This is a genomic window from Pseudomonas sp. FP215 (genome assembly GCF_030687795.1).
GTDB classification, from domain to species: Bacteria; Pseudomonadota; Gammaproteobacteria; order Pseudomonadales; family Pseudomonadaceae; genus Aquipseudomonas; species Aquipseudomonas salmasensis.
The window spans coordinates 4,459,936-4,475,958 of the sequence record NZ_CP117447.1 but is presented as its reverse complement, the minus strand read 5'-3'; the positions used below and the strand labels follow the sequence as shown (position 1 = coordinate 4,475,958).

Here is a 16,023-nt window from a genome sequence, read left to right as displayed (position 1 = left end):
TATAAGTCATGCCTATAGTTGGAGCGCTGCCCATGCTGTTGCGTCATATCCGTTACTTGCTGGCCGTTGCCGAGCATCGCAACTTCACGCGGGCTGCCGAGGCGCTGCACGTGTCGCAACCGACCTTGTCGCAGCAGATCAAGCAACTGGAAGAAAACCTGGGCGCGCCACTGCTGGACCGCACCGGGCGTAGCATCAGCCTGACCGACGCAGGGCAGGCGTACGTACGCTATGCGCGCTTGGCCTTGCAGGATCTGCAGGCCGGCACCCGTGCGATACACGACGTGCAGGACTTGCGCCGAGGGCACTTGCGCCTGGCCATGACGCCGACCTTTACTGCCTACCTGATCGGCCCGCTGCTGGCACGGTTCAATGCGTTGTACCCCGGCATCACCCTGAGCGTCGAGGAATTGACCCAAGACCGTATCGAAGCCGCGCTGGGGGAGGACCTGCTGGATATCGGCATCGGGTTTACTGGCGAGCATGGGCTAGAGATCGACTGTGAGGCGCTGTTTGTCGAAGAGCTGAGCCTGGTCGTCAGTGCCAGTCACCCCGAACGCAATCAACGGGCGTGGCTCGAACAGCCTCTGGTGTTGCTGAACACAGGCTTCGCTACCCGCCGCTACATCGACGATTACTGCCACCGGCAAGGGGTTAAACCGCAGATTGCCATGGAGGTCAATTCCATCAGTGCGATTATCGAGATTGTACGCAGCACGCCCCTGGCAACTATCCTGCCCCGGGCACTGGCTGAGGCTCAGGCGGGTCTGCATGCTGTGGTGATCGAGCCTGCGTTGCCGCAGCGTACTGCGGCCTTGTTGAGCCGCAAGGGGGTGTATCGCAGTGCTGCGTGTGCGGCGTTTGTGGCGTTGATCAAGGAGTAGGGCCCGCCAGCCAACGCATCTCTATCTGACACCCCGCGATCCAAATGTGGGAGCTGGCTTGCCTGCGATGACGGCCTCCCAGTCGACATCTATCCACCTGACACCCCACAATCCAACTGTGTTGGGGGCTTGCTCGCGAAGGCGGCCTGGCAGTCAACACAGATGGATTGTGGACATATCCATTGCTGCGGTAACGGCTACTTAGGGTTCCGCCCTGACGGCGGCTCACTTTCGAAAAGCGCGAAAGTAAGCAAAGCGCTCTTGCCCCACCACTCGGCACCTCGCTTAGGCTCGGTGTGCCCGGAATTCGCCAGTGATTTGGGGGGCCGCCGCCACGCGCCATCCATGGCGCGGGGCGGCTAAACCGGCATCCCTGCCGGTTTACCCCCCAAATCCCTGTCGAATTCCGGCCAGCGTGGTTTGACGGGGCGCCTGAGATCAAAAGCAGATCAAGATCAAGAGCGGCTCGCTTCGCATCGTGGTTAGCTTGGGCTGCAGCAGCTTTTTGTGTAGGTATTTATGGCCAAATCGCAGGCAAGCCAGCTCCCACATTTAGACCGCGGGGGGCCACATTCATGGCGCAGCCAACCACTGCCCGACAATCCCCGCATACGCCCCGGTCGCCACACTCAAATGCAACCACTGATCCACATAACTCTTCCAGGCCACATCATCGCGCGGCAGCAAAAAGGCTTTTTCGCTGTACTGCATCGGTTGCTCCGGGTTGACCGCACACAAACCCGGTTTGAGCTTCTGTTGATACCGCGCCTCGCTGGCGTCGGTGATCATTACATCGGCCTTGCCCGTCAGCAGTTCATCAAAAATCGTTACGTTGTCATGCAGGCGAATTTGCGTTTGGCCCAGGTGTGCACGGGCAAACACTTCGTTGGTGCCGCCCGCCGGTTCGATTACCCGCACTTGGGGCTGGTTGATCTGTTCCACTGTCTGGTAGCGCTGCACGTCGGCGCAGCGTACCAGTGGGATCTTGCCATCGACCCCGAGCGACTGGCTGAAGAAGGCTTTTTTCTGACGTTCCAACGACACGGAAATACCGCCCACGGCGATGTCGCAGCGTTGGGCCAGAAAGTCCGGCATCAGGGTTTTCCAGGTGGTGGGCACCCAGTTGATTTTGGCGTTGAGGCTCTTGGCCAGGGACTCGGCCATGGCAATGTCGATGCCTTCGTAGCCGCCGTCGCTGCGCAGCGAGGTGTAAGGCTTGTAGTCGCCGGTGGTACACACGGTGAGGGTGCCGCGTGCAATCACTTCGTCAAGGCGTGACGCGGCGGTGTCGGCCAGGGCGACATTGGCCAGGCTTGCCAGTACACAGAGGGCCAGAGGCGCTTTCATGGAGTCGAATCCTTAGGGCACAGTCGAGGCAAGCATAATGCCCGTTTTTTGTAGGAGCGAGCTTGCTCGCGAAAAACCTGAGTGCGCCGCTGTGAATCTGGCGTCCCGCGTTTTCGTTGACGATCTTCGCGAGCAAGCTCGCTCCTACAGACAGAATGTTTAGCCAAACTGCAACCAAACTCCGTCAAGCCTGAATTGACCCGCGTATCCCACCGTGTGACGCTCAGGTATCTCTCTCACTGTGACTTGCGCATGCACGCTTGCCCCGACACTCACACCGCGACATTGCCGTCTGCGCTTGCGTTCTGGGCCTTGTTCCATTGCCGGCACGCGCGCCCGCCAGATACCTCTCTCCTACGTTGATCTACCCACATGGATGCCGCGCACCTGTGCGCATCTGCCTGGCGGCGCCTGCGCGCTTGCCTGACGCAAACGTATGAGAATTCCCATGAGTGTTTTTGCCAGCCTGCACGAAGCCCAGGCGTTCCTTGAACAGAACCCCGACATTGAGATGTTCGAGCTGTTTATCCTTGATAACAACGGCGTACCGCGCGGCAAGCTGCTGCACCGCGACGAACTGCTGGCGGTGTACGAAAGTGGTCGGCCTCTTCCCAGCACCATCCTCGGCCTGACTATCAATGGCGATGACGTAGAAAACTCCGGGCTGGTGTGGGAGGTGGGGGATATCGACTGCCGCGCCTACCCGATCAGCGGCAGCTTGCAACGCATGCCGTGGCGCTTGATCCCCACCGCGGCGGTGCAAGTCAGCATGCACCCCACCGAAGGCCTGCCCGCCACTGTAGCCGACCCCAGGCACCTGCTGGCCAATGTTATCGAGGCGCTCAAGGCCGACGGTTATTACCCGGTAATGGCGGCGGAGCTGGAGTTCTACCTGCTCGACCAGAAGCCCGACAGCAACGGCCGCCCGCAACCGGCACGGGATGTGGATGGCAATCGTCCGCGCTCGACTCAGGTCTACGGCCTGCGCGAGCTGGAGCAGATCGAGCCGTTTCTTGCCGACCTCTACAGCGCCTGCAAGCTGCAAGGGATTCCGGCGCGCACGGCCATCTCCGAGTACGCGCCGGGCCAAGTGGAAATCACCCTTGAACACCGCACCGACGCGCTGCAGGCGATGGACGAAGCCGTGCGCTACAAACGCCTGGTCAAGGGCGTGGCGCACAAGCATGGAATGACCGCTTGCTTCATGGCCAAGCCATTCGACGACCTGGCCGGCACCGGCATGCACATGCACGTCAGCCTGGCCGATGCCCAGGGCAATAACCTGTTTGCCAGTGAGGCGGCCGACGGCACGCCACTGCTGCGCCAGGCCGTGGGCGGCATGCTCAGTACCTTGCTCGATTCACTGTTGATGTTCTGCCCCAACGCCAACTCTTATCGGCGCTTCCAAACCAACAGCTATGCGCCGCTCGCCGCCACTTGGGGCGTGGACAACCGCACCGTCAGCCTGCGCGTGCCCGGTGGCCCGGCCCAGTCCCGGCATATCGAACACCGCATCTGTGGCGCCGACGCCAACCCCTACCTGGCCGCAGCCGCCATTCTGGCCGGTATTCATCGAGGCATCCGCGAACAGCTCGACCCTGGTGCCCCGGTGGAAGGCAACGGTTATGCCCAGGCCAACGAACTGCTGCCCACCGACTGGCTGACCACCTTGCGCGCGCTGGAAACGTCCCACTGGGCACCGGACGCGTTCGGGCGTGAATTTCTCGGCGTTTATCTGGCGGTCAAACGTGCCGAATACCGCCAGTTCATGGGCGAGGTGGGGGAGCAGGATTGGCGCTGGTATTTGCACCAGGCATGATCGATTTTAGCGGGTAGGGGCTTTCGACCTTTTTTTCACGTTGCGGCGGTTAAGCTGCGAATCAAGGTCGTTTACTACCGTTTCATTCACATGAGCCCGCGATGTCGCCACAACCTCCATCCTCCATCGAGACCGAATTCACCGAGCGCTATGACCGTGAGCATGCCAGGGGCTGTGGCGACCCGCGTCCGCCCAGGCTGTTGCAGCGCCTGTCGGCGTGGCGCGATGTGCGGCTGGTGCGCCAAGCCCTGAAGGTGGCGGGCGAGCCTGGGCTTATCCTCGACCTGGCGTGCGGTTCCGGGCGCTTCTGGCCGGTGCTGGCCGAACACGTCAACCGCGTGATCCTGGCCTCGGACAACTCCCAGGCGATGCTCGATCACGCACGTACCCATCACCCGGGCGCGTTGCTCAAGCGTGTCAAAACATTCCAGGGGTCGGCGTTTTCCATTGGCCTTTCGGCGAATGCGGTGGACTGCATTTTCTGCCTGGATTTGTTTCGCCATGTGCCCGACAGCGATGCGCGACTCATGTTGTTGCATGAATTTCACCGCGTCAGCCGCGACACCGTGATTGTTGCCGTGAACGTGGGCACGCCGGTAGAGAGCGAGTTTCGCCAAGCCGGTTTCAAAATCCTCAACTACCAAGAGTTCCTGCCGGGCTCGCGACTATGGTGCGTCTACGTTTTGCGTAAGAAGGGATAACTCCCCTTTGTCGGACTATTCTTCATCTCCTGTCGGAGTTTTCATGATGGCGTGTGCACTGCGGATGCTCGCAAGCCCCTTTCGCGATATATACTGCGCGCCATTCTTCAAGGGAGAGCCGTGTGGCCATCGATATTCACTGGATCTGCGACAACGATAGCCTCGGCCAGCATTGCGCCCAATGGCAGCAGTTGCCATTCGTCGCCCTCGACACCGAATTCATGCGGGTCGACACCTTTTACCCTATTGCCGGGCTGATCCAGATCGGTGATGGCGTGCGCGCTTACCTGATCGACCCCCTGACCATCGACAATTGGCAACCTTTGGCCGCCTTGCTGGAAAACCCAGCGGTGATCAAGGTGGTGCACGCCTGCAGCGAAGACCTGGAAGTGCTGTTGCGCCTGACCGGCAGCTTGCCGGTGCCGTTGTTCGACACCCAATTGGCGGCGGCGTACCTCAACCTCGGTTTCTCCATGGGCTACTCGCGCTTGGTGCAAGCGGTGTTGGATATCGAGCTGCCCAAGGGTGAAACCCGCTCCGACTGGCTGCAGCGGCCATTGTCGGAGACGCAGGTCAGCTACGCCGCCGAAGACGCGGTGCACCTGGCCGAGGTTTACACCCGCCTGCGCCCGCAACTGTCGGACGACAAATACGCCTGGGTATTGGAAGACGGCGCCGAGCTGGTGGCCAACCTGCGCCGCGAGATCGACCCGTACGAGCTGTACCGCGACGCCAAGCTGGCGTGGAAGTTGTCCCGTGCCCAACTCGCGGTGCTGCGTGAACTGTGCGCCTGGCGCGAGCAGCAGGCCCGTGCCCGCGACCTGCCGCGCAACCGCATCGTTCGCGAACACTCGTTGTGGCCCTTGGCCAAATCCCAGCCGGATAACCTCGCCGCCCTGGGCAAGATCGAAGACATGCACCCGCGCACCGTGCGCCAGGACGGCCAGTTTTTGCTGGACCTGATCAAGCGCGCTGGTAGCGTGCCCATGGACCAATGGCCGCCTGCCGTGGCAGAGCCGTTACCCGTGGACGCCGCCGCGTTGATCAAGCAACTGCGAGCCCTGGGCCAAACCTTCGCCGAGCGCCTGGACATGGCGCCGGAACTGATGCTGCGCAAGAAAACCCTCGAAGCCCTGGTTAAAAGTGGCTACCCCGATGGGCCTTACCAATTGCCAGACTCGCTGCGTGGCTGGCGCCGTGAGTTGATGGGCCAGGCGTTGCTCGACAGCCTGGCCAATGCCGGAGAACAGCCTTGAAACGTATTTGCTCCATCTACCGCAGCAAGAAAAAAGACGGCATGTACCTCTATGTGCTCAAGAGCGATGCCCTGGAGCGCGTACCCGAGCCGTTGATGGACGCCTTCGGCAAGGCGCATCACGCCTTTGACATGGTGCTGACGCCGGAGCGCAAGCTGTCGCGCGAAGACATCACCGTGGTCCTGGAAAACCTCGACAAGCAGGGCTACCACCTGCAAATGCCGCCGGCCGAGGACGAGTACATCGAGCACTTGCCCGAAGAGCTGCTGCGCCGCAACGACCCGATGTGATCGACCAGTGCCCGCCTCAGGGCACAGCTTCAATGGAATCGTATTAGAGGACGGTGGCCGTAAGGATGCGGGCGGCCGTCTGCACTGTTTTTTCAAAGGTTTGAACCATGCGTGTTCTGATTGCTGAACAGGATCATCCGCTCTACGCCCAATTGCTCAGGGACGCCGCCCCAGACCTCGAAGTGCTGACCAGCGGTGACTCGGCCGAACTTTCGCGCCTGGCCGCCGACTGCCCGGTGTGGTTGGGCCAGCCCGACCTGCTGGCGACCTTGCTGCGCCAGGGCCATCACCCGCAATGGCTGCAATCGACCTGGGCGGGTATCACGCCGCTGCTGGCCGACGGCTTGCCCCGCGACTATCGCCTGACCCGCGCGGTGGGCATTTATGGCCAGGTCATGGCCGAGTTTGTCCTCACCTACATGCTGGGCCACGAGCGCGAAGTGCTGGCGCGGTTGGTCAGCCAGGTGGAGCGCAAGTGGGATAACCGCATGGGCCAGAGCCTGGCCGGGCGCAAGGCGCTGATCGTCGGCACCGGTGATATCGGCCAGAGCGTGGCCGAGTTTCTGCTGCCGTTTGGCGTGCAACTGTATGGCATCGCCAGCCAGGCCCGCGAGCAGGCACCGTTTATCGAAGTGGCCGGGCTGGACCAATTGGGCCGGCTGGTGGGGGAGGTGGATTACGTGATCAGCCTGCTGCCCAACACGCCTGATACCCATGATTTGTACGACGCGGCGCTGTTCAAGCAATTCAAGCCCACCGGGTTGTTTATCAACGTCGGGCGCGGCGTGGCGGTGGTGGACGCCGACCTGGTCGAGGCGCTCAAAGAAGGGCATCTGGCCGGCGCGGTGATCGACGTGTGCCGCCAGGAGCCTTTGCCGCAACGCCACCCGTTCTGGACGGCGTGGGGGTTGCTGTTGACCGGGCACAGCTCGGCGCCGACTTCGCCGCCGATGATGGTGGCGTTGTTTGTGCAGAACCTGCGGGCGTATCAGGCCAAGCAAGCATTGCGCGGTGAAGTGGATTTCGAGCGCGGTTACTGAGCAGCTCGCCCAATGGCCTCCTGTAGGAGCGAGCTTGCTCGCGAAGAACCTCAACGATGACGCGTACTTTCTGAATAAACGCGGCGCCTGTGAGTTTTTCGCGAGCAAGCTCGCTCCTACAGAGGGTCAGAGGGCGATGCTTAGAGGCTGAAGTCCCCCTCGGACACCAGTTCGCTCAACGGCTTGCGCGGGCTCGGCATTTCGCGCCCTTGCAGGTACTCCGGCAAACTCGACTTGTCCCCCAGCTTGCCCACCGCCACGGCTGCATGCAGCGCATAACCCTGGGGAATCTTCAGCTCTTTGCGGGTCAGTTCCTGATCGAAACCGGCCATGCCGTGGGTGTGCCAGCCACTGAGGCTGGCTTGCAGCGCCAGGTGGCCCCAGGCCGATCCGGTGTCAAAGGTGTGCCACAGCGCCGGGGTTTCTTCGGTAGCGCCGGGGGCGATGAAGTCGGTTTTCGACGCGATGATCACCAGGGCCGACGCATGCTGTGCCCAATTGCGGTTGAATTCATTGAGCAGGCCCAGGAAACGCTCCCAATCCGGCGTGTCACGGCGCGCGTACAAAAACCTCCACGGCTGCGAGTTGTAGGCCGAAGGCGCCCAGCGTGCGGCTTCGAAGAAACTCAGCAGCGTCTCCTGCGGGATGCTCTCGCCGGTAAAGGCGCGGGGCGACCAGCGCTCGGTGAATTGGGTGTGGATCGGATAATCGGCAACGCGGGGGTTATTGCTCATGGACAGATCCTGATGAAAAAACCGGGATTCAACGCTACTGCGCCCAACCAGGCCTGACAAGTCTTGCAACACCGTCAGTCGTAAGCGCTTGGCCCCAACGGGCTTGGGCACTAGACTGGCGGCCTTTTCACCTTCCGATACTGATGCAGAGCCATGGCCGCCAAAGTCGAACCTTTCTGGATACGCAAAACCCTTGAGCACCTCGATCAGGAGGAGTGGGAGTCATTGTGCGACGGCTGTGGCCTGTGCTGCCTGCAAAAGCTTGAGGATGAAGACGACAACAGCGTCTATTACACGCGTATTGCCTGCAAACTGCTCGACCTGAAAACCTGCCAGTGCACCGATTACCCCAACCGCCGCGCCTCGGTACCCGACTGCATCCAGCTCACGCCGGGCCAGGCCGACCAATTCAAATGGTTGCCGCCGACCTGCGGTTACCGCCTGGTCAGCGAGCGCAAGGACTTACCGCTGTGGCATCACTTGGTCTGCGGCGACCGTGACGCGGTGCACCACGAACGCATTTCCCAGTCCGGGCGCATGCTCAGCGAAGGCAGCGTGCCCGAGGACGACTGGGAGGATTACCTGATTTTCCGCGCAGGCTGAACGAGGAGTGTGTATGAAGGTGGCCGCCAAGTGGGCAGCGGGCCTGGTCGTGCTGGCGCTGAGCGGGCCGGGCTGGTGCGCGAAGAAAGTCGACCTGGATTACCACATCAAGCTGTTGCCCCAAAGCCAGCAGGCCGAGGTGCGCGTCAGCCTGTCCCAGGGCGCGGCGGTGCGCAGCCTGAACTTCGACCTAGGCCGCGACGGTGACTACAGCGACTTCAAGGCCGATGGCCAGTGGCAAGTCACGGGCAACCGTGGCCTGTGGCAACCCAGCCCTGACAAGGCCAGCCTGACCTACCGGGTGCGCTTGGCCCATGCGCGCAAGCCCGGCGTGTATGACACACGCATCACGCCCAGCTGGGCGTTGCTGCGCGGCGAAGACTTGGTGCCGGCCGCACGTCTCGACCAGCAAGACGGCATCGAGTTGGTCTCACGCCTGCTGTTCGAACTGCCGACGGGGTGGAAAAGCGTCGAAACCGCCTGGCCGCGCATTGGCCAAAACAAATTTCGCATCGACAACGTCTCCCGCCTGTTCGACCGCCCCACCGGCTGGATGCTGGCGGGCAACCTCGGCAGCCGCCGCCTGCGCCTGGGTGAAACCGATGTCACCGTGGCCTCGCCCAAGGGTCAGGGCATGCGTCGCATGGACGTGCTGACGTTGCTGACGTTTGTCTGGCCCCAGGTGGAAGCCGCCTTCCCGCGCCATCCCGGCAAACTGTTGATCGTCGGCGCCAGTGACCCGATGCGGCGAGGGGCTTATTCGTTACGCGACTCGATCTACCTCAATAGCCGCACGCCGCTCGTTGGCGAAAATGGCAGCAGCCCGTTGCTGCGCGAAGTGGTGCAGGCCATCGGGCGCTTTAATGACCACGACAGCAGTGACTGGATCAGCGAAGGTTTGGGCGAGTACTACGCGATTGAACTGATGCGACGTGCCGGTGGCATCACCGATGAACGCTATGCGGCGATCCAGGCGCGGCTGACCAAAGAAGGCAAAGACGTCACCACGCTCAAAGGCGAGCACGTCAACGGCGCGACGCTGGCGCGTTCAGTGGTGGTGTTGCAGGAGCTGGACCGTGAGATCCGCGTGAAGACCCACAACAAACGCTCCCTGGACGATCTGGCGCAGGCAGTGATGCGGGTGAACAGCATCAACACCCAAGAGTTCGTGCAGTTGGCCGAGAGTGTGATCGGTGAGTCGTCGGTGGTGCTGGATTCCAAATTACTGCGCTGAGCAACAAAACTGTGGGAGCGGGCTTGCTCGCGAAGGCGGTGGTTCAGTAGGCCTATGCGTGACTGACACACCGCCTTCGCGAGCAAGCCCGCTCCCACAATTTAGATCTTCACAGTCTTGAAGGCAGGGATCAGGCTTTAGGTTTCACAGCCTTTTCCGCCGCCACTTCGGCCTTGGTCTTCAGGTTCTTCAACTCTTCCCCAGCGCGCTCGATTTTCGTGCGCACGCTGTTCATTTCCTGGCGGCCCTGTTCCAGTTTGTCCTTGAGCGAACTGTGCCCGGTAAAGCCACGGGCCAGTGCCACGCCACCAATCGCCACTTGGATCAAGCCGAAAATCCCGCCGCGGCGCAGGCCTTTACCCACCATCATCACCCCGCCGGCCACCGAGCCGATACGCTCCCAGCCATGCACGTTCTGGGTGGGTTGAGGCTTCAACGGTGTGGCTTCGATGACAGGTCGCAAGGTTTTGCTGTCGCTCATGATCAGTCTCCAACAAGGGCAAGTGTTACTAGCTGACTGCGCGCACGTGCCGGATGTTCCCGCAATCTCAGTACTTGGGGCCCGAACGGGTGTTGTTGCCCTTGGCCAGGCGGTCATAGAGCACCACGTTGACCGTGGCCGCCAGGTTCATGCAGCCGGTGGTGGGGATGTACACCACGTCCTCGCACCAGTCGCGGATCTCTTTGTCCAGGGAGCCGTCTTCGGGGCCGAAGATATACAGCGCGCGGTCGGGGTGGGTGTATTCAGGCAGCGGGCGGGCGCCTTCGACCAGTTCCACGGCCACCGGGATGCAGCCAAGGGGCAGGATCTTTTTCAGGTCGTCGATGCCGATCAGCGGGATGTCGTGGTGCACCTTCTTGGTGTCGGTGATGAAATCCCGGGCGCGCTCGTAACGCACGCCGGTGTAGAACACCGAGGCCACGCCGTAGCAGCCGGCGGCACGCATCACCGAACCGACGTTTTCGGGGGATTTGGGGTTATACAGACCGATGCAGCTGTAGCGTTTATTGCCCACGGGGAAGGGTGCCTTGAGAAAAACGGCGATTATACGGGGAATGTGGGACGGCGGTCGGGAACAAGTTATGTGTTGTTGCAGCCGCCGCCTTCGCGAGCAAGCCCGCTCCCACATTTGAATGTGTTCACACATCAAAATGTGGGAGCGGGCTTGCTCGCGAAAGGGCCGGGACAGTCAGCCAGGGCTTCAGTCGTCCTTCTTCATCAACCCCGCCAACGCCGCAAACGGGTTGTGCGTCGCCTTGGCAATGCTCGGGCTGCTGGTGGAGCCTTCGCCGAAGTACTGCTGGTCGGTGTAGCGCGAGTGTTCGTTATCGTGGCAGTACAGGCACAGCAACTCCCAGTTGGAACCGTCCTGGGGGTTGTCATCATGGTTGTGGTTACGGTGGTGAACGGTCAGTTCACTCAGGCGCTTGCCGGAAAACTCACGGGCGCAGCGGCCACACACGTGGGGGTACATCTTCAAGGCTTTATCGCGGTAGCCCATTTCGCGGTCGCGCTGGGCATCGGCAAGGATGCGGTCCAGCTTGGCGGTGTGGGAGGGCGGGTTGTTCGAGCTCATCATGGCTCCTGGCTATTGTTGGGTGGTTCACGGACAAGGTTGATTCTAGCCGCTCCCACCGGGGATTGGCGTTATTGAATCAACCGTGATCAGCCCTTGAGCTTCTCTGCAATCCAGATGGTATGCCGCGTGCCCTTGTTGCCATGGGCAAATACTTGCACTTCCTCGGCCTTGAAACCGGCCTTGCGCAGTTTGTCGCTGAACAGCTTGTCGGCGCTGGCCGACCACACCGCCAGCACGCCTTTGGGCCGCAGAGCCTTGGCACAAGCGGCCAGGCCACTGGCCGAGTACAGCCAACTGTTGGCCTTTTGCGTGAGCCCCTCGGGGCCGTTGTCGACGTCGAGCATGATCGCGTCAAAACCTTGGGGTTCGGCCTGCAGTACCTTGGCCACGTCTTCCTGGCGGACCACGGTGCGTGGGTCCAGCAGCGGGCGGCCGGACTTTTCCCCCAGCGGCCCACGGTTCCATTCCACGACGCCGGGCACCAGTTCGGCCACCACCACTTCGGCGCTCTTACCCAAATGCTTGAGCGCCGCGGCCAAGGTAAAGCCCATGCCCAGGCCGCCGATCAGCACCCGTGAACCCGGGCGCCCGGCCACTTTGCGGCAGGGAATCTCCGCCAGGGCATCTTCGGAGCCGTGCATGCGCGTGTTCATCAACTGGCCACCGTCACCGCCCTGGATCTTGATGACAAAGTCTTCGCCGTATTCGAACAGGCACAAGGCACCGCCGTTGTCGGGGATTGGGGTGGTGTCCAGCAGAACGAAACGTTTCATGGAAATCTCATTGGGAAGGGCATTCTTGCGCGGTTGGGAGTAGCCTTAAGGCATTCCGGTCAGGCCATGGAGCCATCGATGAAGTGCAGCATTCTAACGGTCATTGTGTTGAGCGCGCTCGCATTGGGTACCGCGCAGGCTCAGGAGTTACAAACCGTACCGGTCGCGCCCACGCCAACCCCAGGCGCGCCGGGCACGCCAACGCCCACGTTGTACCCGCAAGTCACGCCGCCTGTAGCGCCCAAGACCCATAATGGCGCGCCACCGCTGGCGCCCATCGTGCTGCCGGCGCCGCCCAAGGACCAGACGGTCCCTGGCCTGCAGCAGAACGACAGCAAGCCAAAGACGCCAGGCGGTTAGACCAGGCCGAGGGCCTTGAACACAAAGGCATATTCGAGGGCGACGTCACGTAGCCCCTGATAGCGCCCGCTCATGCCGCCATGGCCGGCACCCAGCTCGGTCTTGAGCAGCAGCAGGTTGTCGTCCGTCTTGGTATCCCGCAGCTTGGCCACCCACTTGGCGGCTTCCCAGTACTGCACGCGGCTGTCGTTATAGCCGGCGATCACCAGCGTGGCCGGGTAAGCCTGGGCGCTGACGTTCTCGTACGGCGCGTAGGCCTTGATGCGCGCATACACCTCGGGGTCCTCGGGGTTGCCCCATTCGTCGTACTCGGTGATGGTCAGCGGCAGTTCCGGGTCGAGCATGGTATTGAGCACATCGACGAACGGCACTTCGGCAATCGCCGCCTGGAATAACTCCGGGCGCTGGTTGAGTACCGCGCCGATCAACAGGCCACCGGCACTGCCGCCGCTGATCGCCAGTTGCTGGGAGGTGGTCAGGCCCTCGGCGATCAAATGTTCGGCGCAGGCAATAAAGTCGCTGAAGGTGTTCTGCTTGTGTTCCTGCTTGCCGTTGCGATACCAGGCTTCCCCCAGCTCACCGCCGCCGCGCACATGGGCGATGGCAAACGCCACGCCACGGTCGAGCAAGCTCAGGCGCGCATGGGAGAACCACGGGTCGAGGCTTGAGCCGTAGGCACCGTAGCCATACAGGTACAGCGGCGTCGGCTTGCCGAGCTGGTCACGCTTGACCACCAGGCTGATGGGCACCTGGGTGCCGTCGGCAGAAGTGGCCCACAGGCGTTGGCTGACGTAATCGTCGGCGTTGAAGACGCCCAGCACCGGGGTTTCCTTGAGCACGACCTGCGCGCCTGTCGCCAGGTCGAGCTGGCGCACCTGGGCCGGACGGTTCAAGGCCTCATAGCGCAGGCGGATCTTGTCGCTGGGAAACTCCAGGCTGTTCTGTACGTAAAGGCTGTAGGCGGCGTCAGGCAATTGCACCCGATAGGCCGGCACGTTCTCAGGGTGTACTTCGATAACCGGCAGGCCACCAATGCGCAGGCTCAGGGTCATGGCGTCGGCGTTCAGGCTCACGCCGTCGAGCATGACCTCATCGCTGTGGGGGATCAGGTTCTGCCAGTCGGCTTCGGTGGGCGGCGTGCCGGTGTCGGCGGCCACGTACAGCGCATGGTTGATGCCGTCGCGGTTGCTGCGGATAAACCAGGTCCATTGGCCATTGCGCTTGCCGTGGTCGACGTCGTATTCGTGGTCTTCGACCCGTGGCGCCAGGCAGGTGAAGGCCAGGTGCGGTTGCTCGGCGTCCAGAGCCCAGACTTCGCTGGTGGTCTTGCTGCCCAGGGCCAGCAACAGTTGGCGCTCGGAGCTTGAGCGGTAGCAATGCAGGAAGAAACGGCCGTCGGGCTCGTGGAACACTTCCTGCGCGGCGGTGCCGTCCAGGCGATAGCGATACAGTTTGTGCGGGCGGTGGGTGTCGTCCAGCTCACCGAAGAACAGGGTCAGGCTGTCGTTGGCCCAGGTCATGCTGCCGTCGCAGTTGTCGAACGCCAGTTCGCTGACCTTGTCGGTCGCCAATTCCTTCACGAACAGGGTGTAGATCTCTTCGCCGCTGGTGTCCAGGCTGTAGGCCAGGCGTTGATGATCAGGGCTGATGCTGAACGCGCCCAGGGAGAAAAATCCGCCATTGGCCAGCACGTTCGGGTCCAGCAACAGTTCTTCGCTGCTGGCGTCCACCTGGTTGCTGTCATCGGCCGGGCGGCGGCAGCGGTAGTGGCGGGCGTACTCGTCGCCGGCGGTGGTGCGGGTGTAATACAAATACGGGCCCCAAGGGGAGGGCAGGGACAGGTCGGTTTCCAGAATGCGGCCCTTGATCTCGTCGAACAGGGTCTCGCGCAACGCCTGCTGATCGGCCAGTTGGGCTTCCTGCCAGGCGTTTTCGGCCTTGAGGTAGTCGAGCACCTCAGGGTTGTCGCGTTCTTGCAGCCAGGCGTACGGGTCTGGGCCTGGGGCCTTGCGGGCAATCGGTGCGGTGGAAATAGGCATGGATAATTCCCTATCTGGCAGACGGTGGCAGGCATTGCAGCCGCGACACGCAAAAGCCGTTATCATAGCCGCCTGTTTGCCAACCTTGCCATGGACACCATGACCGAGAACGACTATCTGACCGCTTGGGGCCTTTACGCCTTCGCCGCTTTGGGCTGCCTGTTGGTGTGGTGGCGCATGACCCGCTGGATCTGGCGCTGGCTGCGCGAGCCCCTGCAATTGCTGATGGCGGTGTTGCTGTTCAGCCCGACCATTGTCGACCCGGTCAAGACCCAGTTTGCGCCGGCCGTGGCCATTACCGCCCTGGACCTGGTGCTCAAGGTCGGCAACAACGCCTGGCGCGCCATTTCCGACCTGTTCATGTACACGATGATTGCGTTTGCCCTGTACATCGTGTTTGTGCTGATTCGCTGGCCCATCGAACGCGCCGCCAACGCTCGCCGTGAGCGCAAGGCGGCTGCGGATGCCGCCTTGGCCGCCGAGCCGGAAGACGACGAACCGTTCCGTCGCCCGGCGCCTGCCGGTGGTATGCGGGTCGAGCCGCGCCTTTAACGTTGTTTGCCCTGCAGCGAGAGCCCTGGCATGTGTGAATTATTGGGCATGAGTGCCAACGTCCCCACCGATATTGTGTTCAGCTTTACCGGGCTGATGCAGCGCGGTGGGCGTACCGGCCCGCACCGCGACGGTTGGGGCATTGCCTTCTATGAGGGCCGTGGCCTGCGCCTGTTCCAGGACCCGGCCGCCAGCAGCGAGTCGGAAGTCGCATTGCTGGTGCAGCGTTACCCCATCAAGAGCGAAGTGGTGATCGGCCATATCCGCCAGGCCAACGTGGGCAAGGTCAGCCTGGCCAATACCCATCCGTTCGTGCGCGAGCTGTGGGGGCGTAACTGGTGTTTTGCCCATAACGGCCAACTGGCGGACTTCAACCCCCGCGCCACCTTCTACCGGCCGGTGGGTGATACCGACAGCGAAGCGGCGTTCTGCGACTTGCTCAACCGCGTGCGCGAGGCCTTCCCCGAGCCGGTGGACATCGAACAGGTGCTGCCCGACCTGATCGCCGCCTGCGCCGAGTACCGCAGCAAAGGCGTGTTCAACTGCCTGCTCAGCGACGGCGACTGGCTGTTCTGCTATTGCTCGACCAAGCTGGCGCAGATCACCCGGCGTGCGCCTTTTGGCCCGGCGCGCTTGAAAGATGTCGACGTGATCGTCGATTTTCAGGCCGAAACCACCCCCAATGATGTGGTAACGGTGATCGCCACCGAGCCCTTGACCGACAACGAAAACTGGACCCGCTACGAACCGGGCCAATGGAGCCTGTGGCGACGCGGTGAATGTGTCAGCCAGGGCGTTACCGAGTAAGGAA

18 protein-coding genes are annotated in these 16,023 nt (G+C 62.1%); 11 read left to right on the top strand and 7 right to left on the bottom strand.

The genetic code is table 11. The annotated features are described in order from the left end of the window. Positions 1–32: 32 nt before the first annotated feature. The gene (cynR, locus tag PSH76_RS20275; RefSeq protein WP_305492819.1) at positions 33–884 is read left to right on the top strand and encodes a transcriptional regulator CynR; all 852 of its coding nucleotides are present in this window, start codon (positions 33–35) and stop codon (positions 882–884) included. 573 nt (positions 885–1,457) lie between these two features. On the opposite strand, the gene PSH76_RS20270 is transcribed toward cynR, so the two are convergent. Next, positions 1,458–2,231 carry a transporter substrate-binding domain-containing protein gene (locus PSH76_RS20270; RefSeq protein WP_032892878.1) on the bottom strand — a complete coding sequence of 258 codons (774 nt, stop codon included), beginning with the start codon at positions 2,229–2,231 and terminating at the stop codon, positions 1,458–1,460. A gap of 448 nt (positions 2,232–2,679) precedes the next feature. Here PSH76_RS20270 and PSH76_RS20260 point away from each other — a divergent pair, with 448 nt between their 5' ends. The 5 genes from PSH76_RS20260 (at position 2,680) to PSH76_RS20240 (ending at position 7,337) form a co-directional block, all read left to right on the top strand. After that, positions 2,680–4,050 (top strand): glutamine synthetase family protein, encoded by a 1,371-nt coding sequence (locus tag PSH76_RS20260; protein WP_047710317.1) that lies wholly within the window; start codon positions 2,680–2,682, stop codon positions 4,048–4,050. Between the two features lie 101 nt (positions 4,051–4,151). Continuing rightward, on the top strand, positions 4,152–4,751 hold the full coding sequence (locus PSH76_RS20255) for a class I SAM-dependent methyltransferase (RefSeq protein WP_305492818.1): 600 nt from the start codon (positions 4,152–4,154) through the stop codon (positions 4,749–4,751). Positions 4,752–4,873: 122 nt separating this feature from the next. Next, on the top strand, positions 4,874–6,007 hold the full coding sequence (gene rnd / locus PSH76_RS20250) for a ribonuclease D (RefSeq protein ID WP_305492817.1): 1,134 nt from the start codon (positions 4,874–4,876) through the stop codon (positions 6,005–6,007). Continuing rightward, a complete protein-coding gene (locus PSH76_RS20245) occupies positions 6,004–6,297 on the top strand; it encodes a YcgL domain-containing protein (protein WP_005786089.1) in 294 nt (97 codons plus the stop codon). The genes rnd and PSH76_RS20245 overlap by 4 nt, the downstream gene beginning before the upstream one ends. Before the next feature lie 107 nt (positions 6,298–6,404). After that, complete coding sequence (locus PSH76_RS20240; protein ID WP_305492816.1) at positions 6,405–7,337, top strand: D-2-hydroxyacid dehydrogenase; 933 nt, start codon at positions 6,405–6,407, stop codon at positions 7,335–7,337. A gap of 140 nt (positions 7,338–7,477) precedes the next feature. Here the strand turns inward: PSH76_RS20240 and PSH76_RS20235 are convergent, their stop codons facing one another. Further along, positions 7,478–8,071, bottom strand: coding sequence for a nitroreductase family protein (locus tag PSH76_RS20235; protein ID WP_003189601.1), 594 nt, complete (start codon positions 8,069–8,071; stop codon positions 7,478–7,480). Positions 8,072–8,224: 153 nt separating this feature from the next. Here PSH76_RS20235 and PSH76_RS20230 point away from each other — a divergent pair, with 153 nt between their 5' ends. Next, complete coding sequence (locus tag PSH76_RS20230) at positions 8,225–8,674, top strand: YcgN family cysteine cluster protein (RefSeq protein ID WP_003172524.1); 450 nt, start codon at positions 8,225–8,227, stop codon at positions 8,672–8,674. A 13-nt stretch (positions 8,675–8,687) separates the two neighbouring features. Beyond that, the gene (locus PSH76_RS20225) at positions 8,688–9,908 is read left to right on the top strand and encodes a hypothetical protein (RefSeq protein WP_305492815.1); all 1,221 of its coding nucleotides are present in this window, start codon (positions 8,688–8,690) and stop codon (positions 9,906–9,908) included. 130 nt (positions 9,909–10,038) lie between these two features. On the opposite strand, the gene PSH76_RS20220 is transcribed toward PSH76_RS20225, so the two are convergent. The 4 genes from PSH76_RS20220 to PSH76_RS20205 form a co-directional block, all read right to left on the bottom strand. Then, entirely contained in the window at positions 10,039–10,389 is a 351-nt protein-coding gene (locus PSH76_RS20220; protein WP_003189606.1) for a DUF2892 domain-containing protein, read from the bottom strand. A gap of 67 nt (positions 10,390–10,456) precedes the next feature. Continuing rightward, positions 10,457–10,924: an RNA methyltransferase gene (locus PSH76_RS20215; RefSeq protein ID WP_003189607.1), complete on the bottom strand. Its 468-nt coding sequence runs from the start codon at positions 10,922–10,924 to the stop codon at positions 10,457–10,459. Positions 10,925–11,110: 186 nt separating this feature from the next. Beyond that, positions 11,111–11,485, bottom strand: coding sequence for a YajD family HNH nuclease (locus tag PSH76_RS20210; protein ID WP_003189609.1), 375 nt, complete (start codon positions 11,483–11,485; stop codon positions 11,111–11,113). 89 nt (positions 11,486–11,574) lie between these two features. After that, positions 11,575–12,261 carry a spermidine synthase gene (locus tag PSH76_RS20205; RefSeq protein WP_003189610.1) on the bottom strand — a complete coding sequence of 229 codons (687 nt, stop codon included), beginning with the start codon at positions 12,259–12,261 and terminating at the stop codon, positions 11,575–11,577. A gap of 78 nt (positions 12,262–12,339) precedes the next feature. Between PSH76_RS20205 and PSH76_RS20200 the strand changes: the two genes are divergently transcribed. Next, positions 12,340–12,621 (top strand): hypothetical protein, encoded by a 282-nt coding sequence (locus PSH76_RS20200; protein WP_057710843.1) that lies wholly within the window; start codon positions 12,340–12,342, stop codon positions 12,619–12,621. On the opposite strand, the gene PSH76_RS20195 is transcribed toward PSH76_RS20200, so the two are convergent. Beyond that, a complete protein-coding gene (locus PSH76_RS20195) occupies positions 12,618–14,660 on the bottom strand; it encodes a S9 family peptidase (protein WP_305492814.1) in 2,043 nt (680 codons plus the stop codon). The two genes, PSH76_RS20200 and PSH76_RS20195, sit on opposite strands and share 4 nt — an antisense overlap. A 24-nt stretch (positions 14,661–14,684) precedes the next feature. On the opposite strand from PSH76_RS20195, the gene PSH76_RS20190 reads away from it, so the two are divergent. Both PSH76_RS20190 and PSH76_RS20185 read left to right on the top strand, forming a co-directional pair. After that, positions 14,685–15,212 carry an MFS transporter gene (locus PSH76_RS20190; protein WP_305492813.1) on the top strand — a complete coding sequence of 176 codons (528 nt, stop codon included), beginning with the start codon at positions 14,685–14,687 and terminating at the stop codon, positions 15,210–15,212. 30 nt (positions 15,213–15,242) lie between these two features. Beyond that, a complete protein-coding gene (locus tag PSH76_RS20185; protein ID WP_003189615.1) occupies positions 15,243–16,019 on the top strand; it encodes a class II glutamine amidotransferase in 777 nt (258 codons plus the stop codon). Positions 16,020–16,023: the final 4 nt, after the last annotated feature.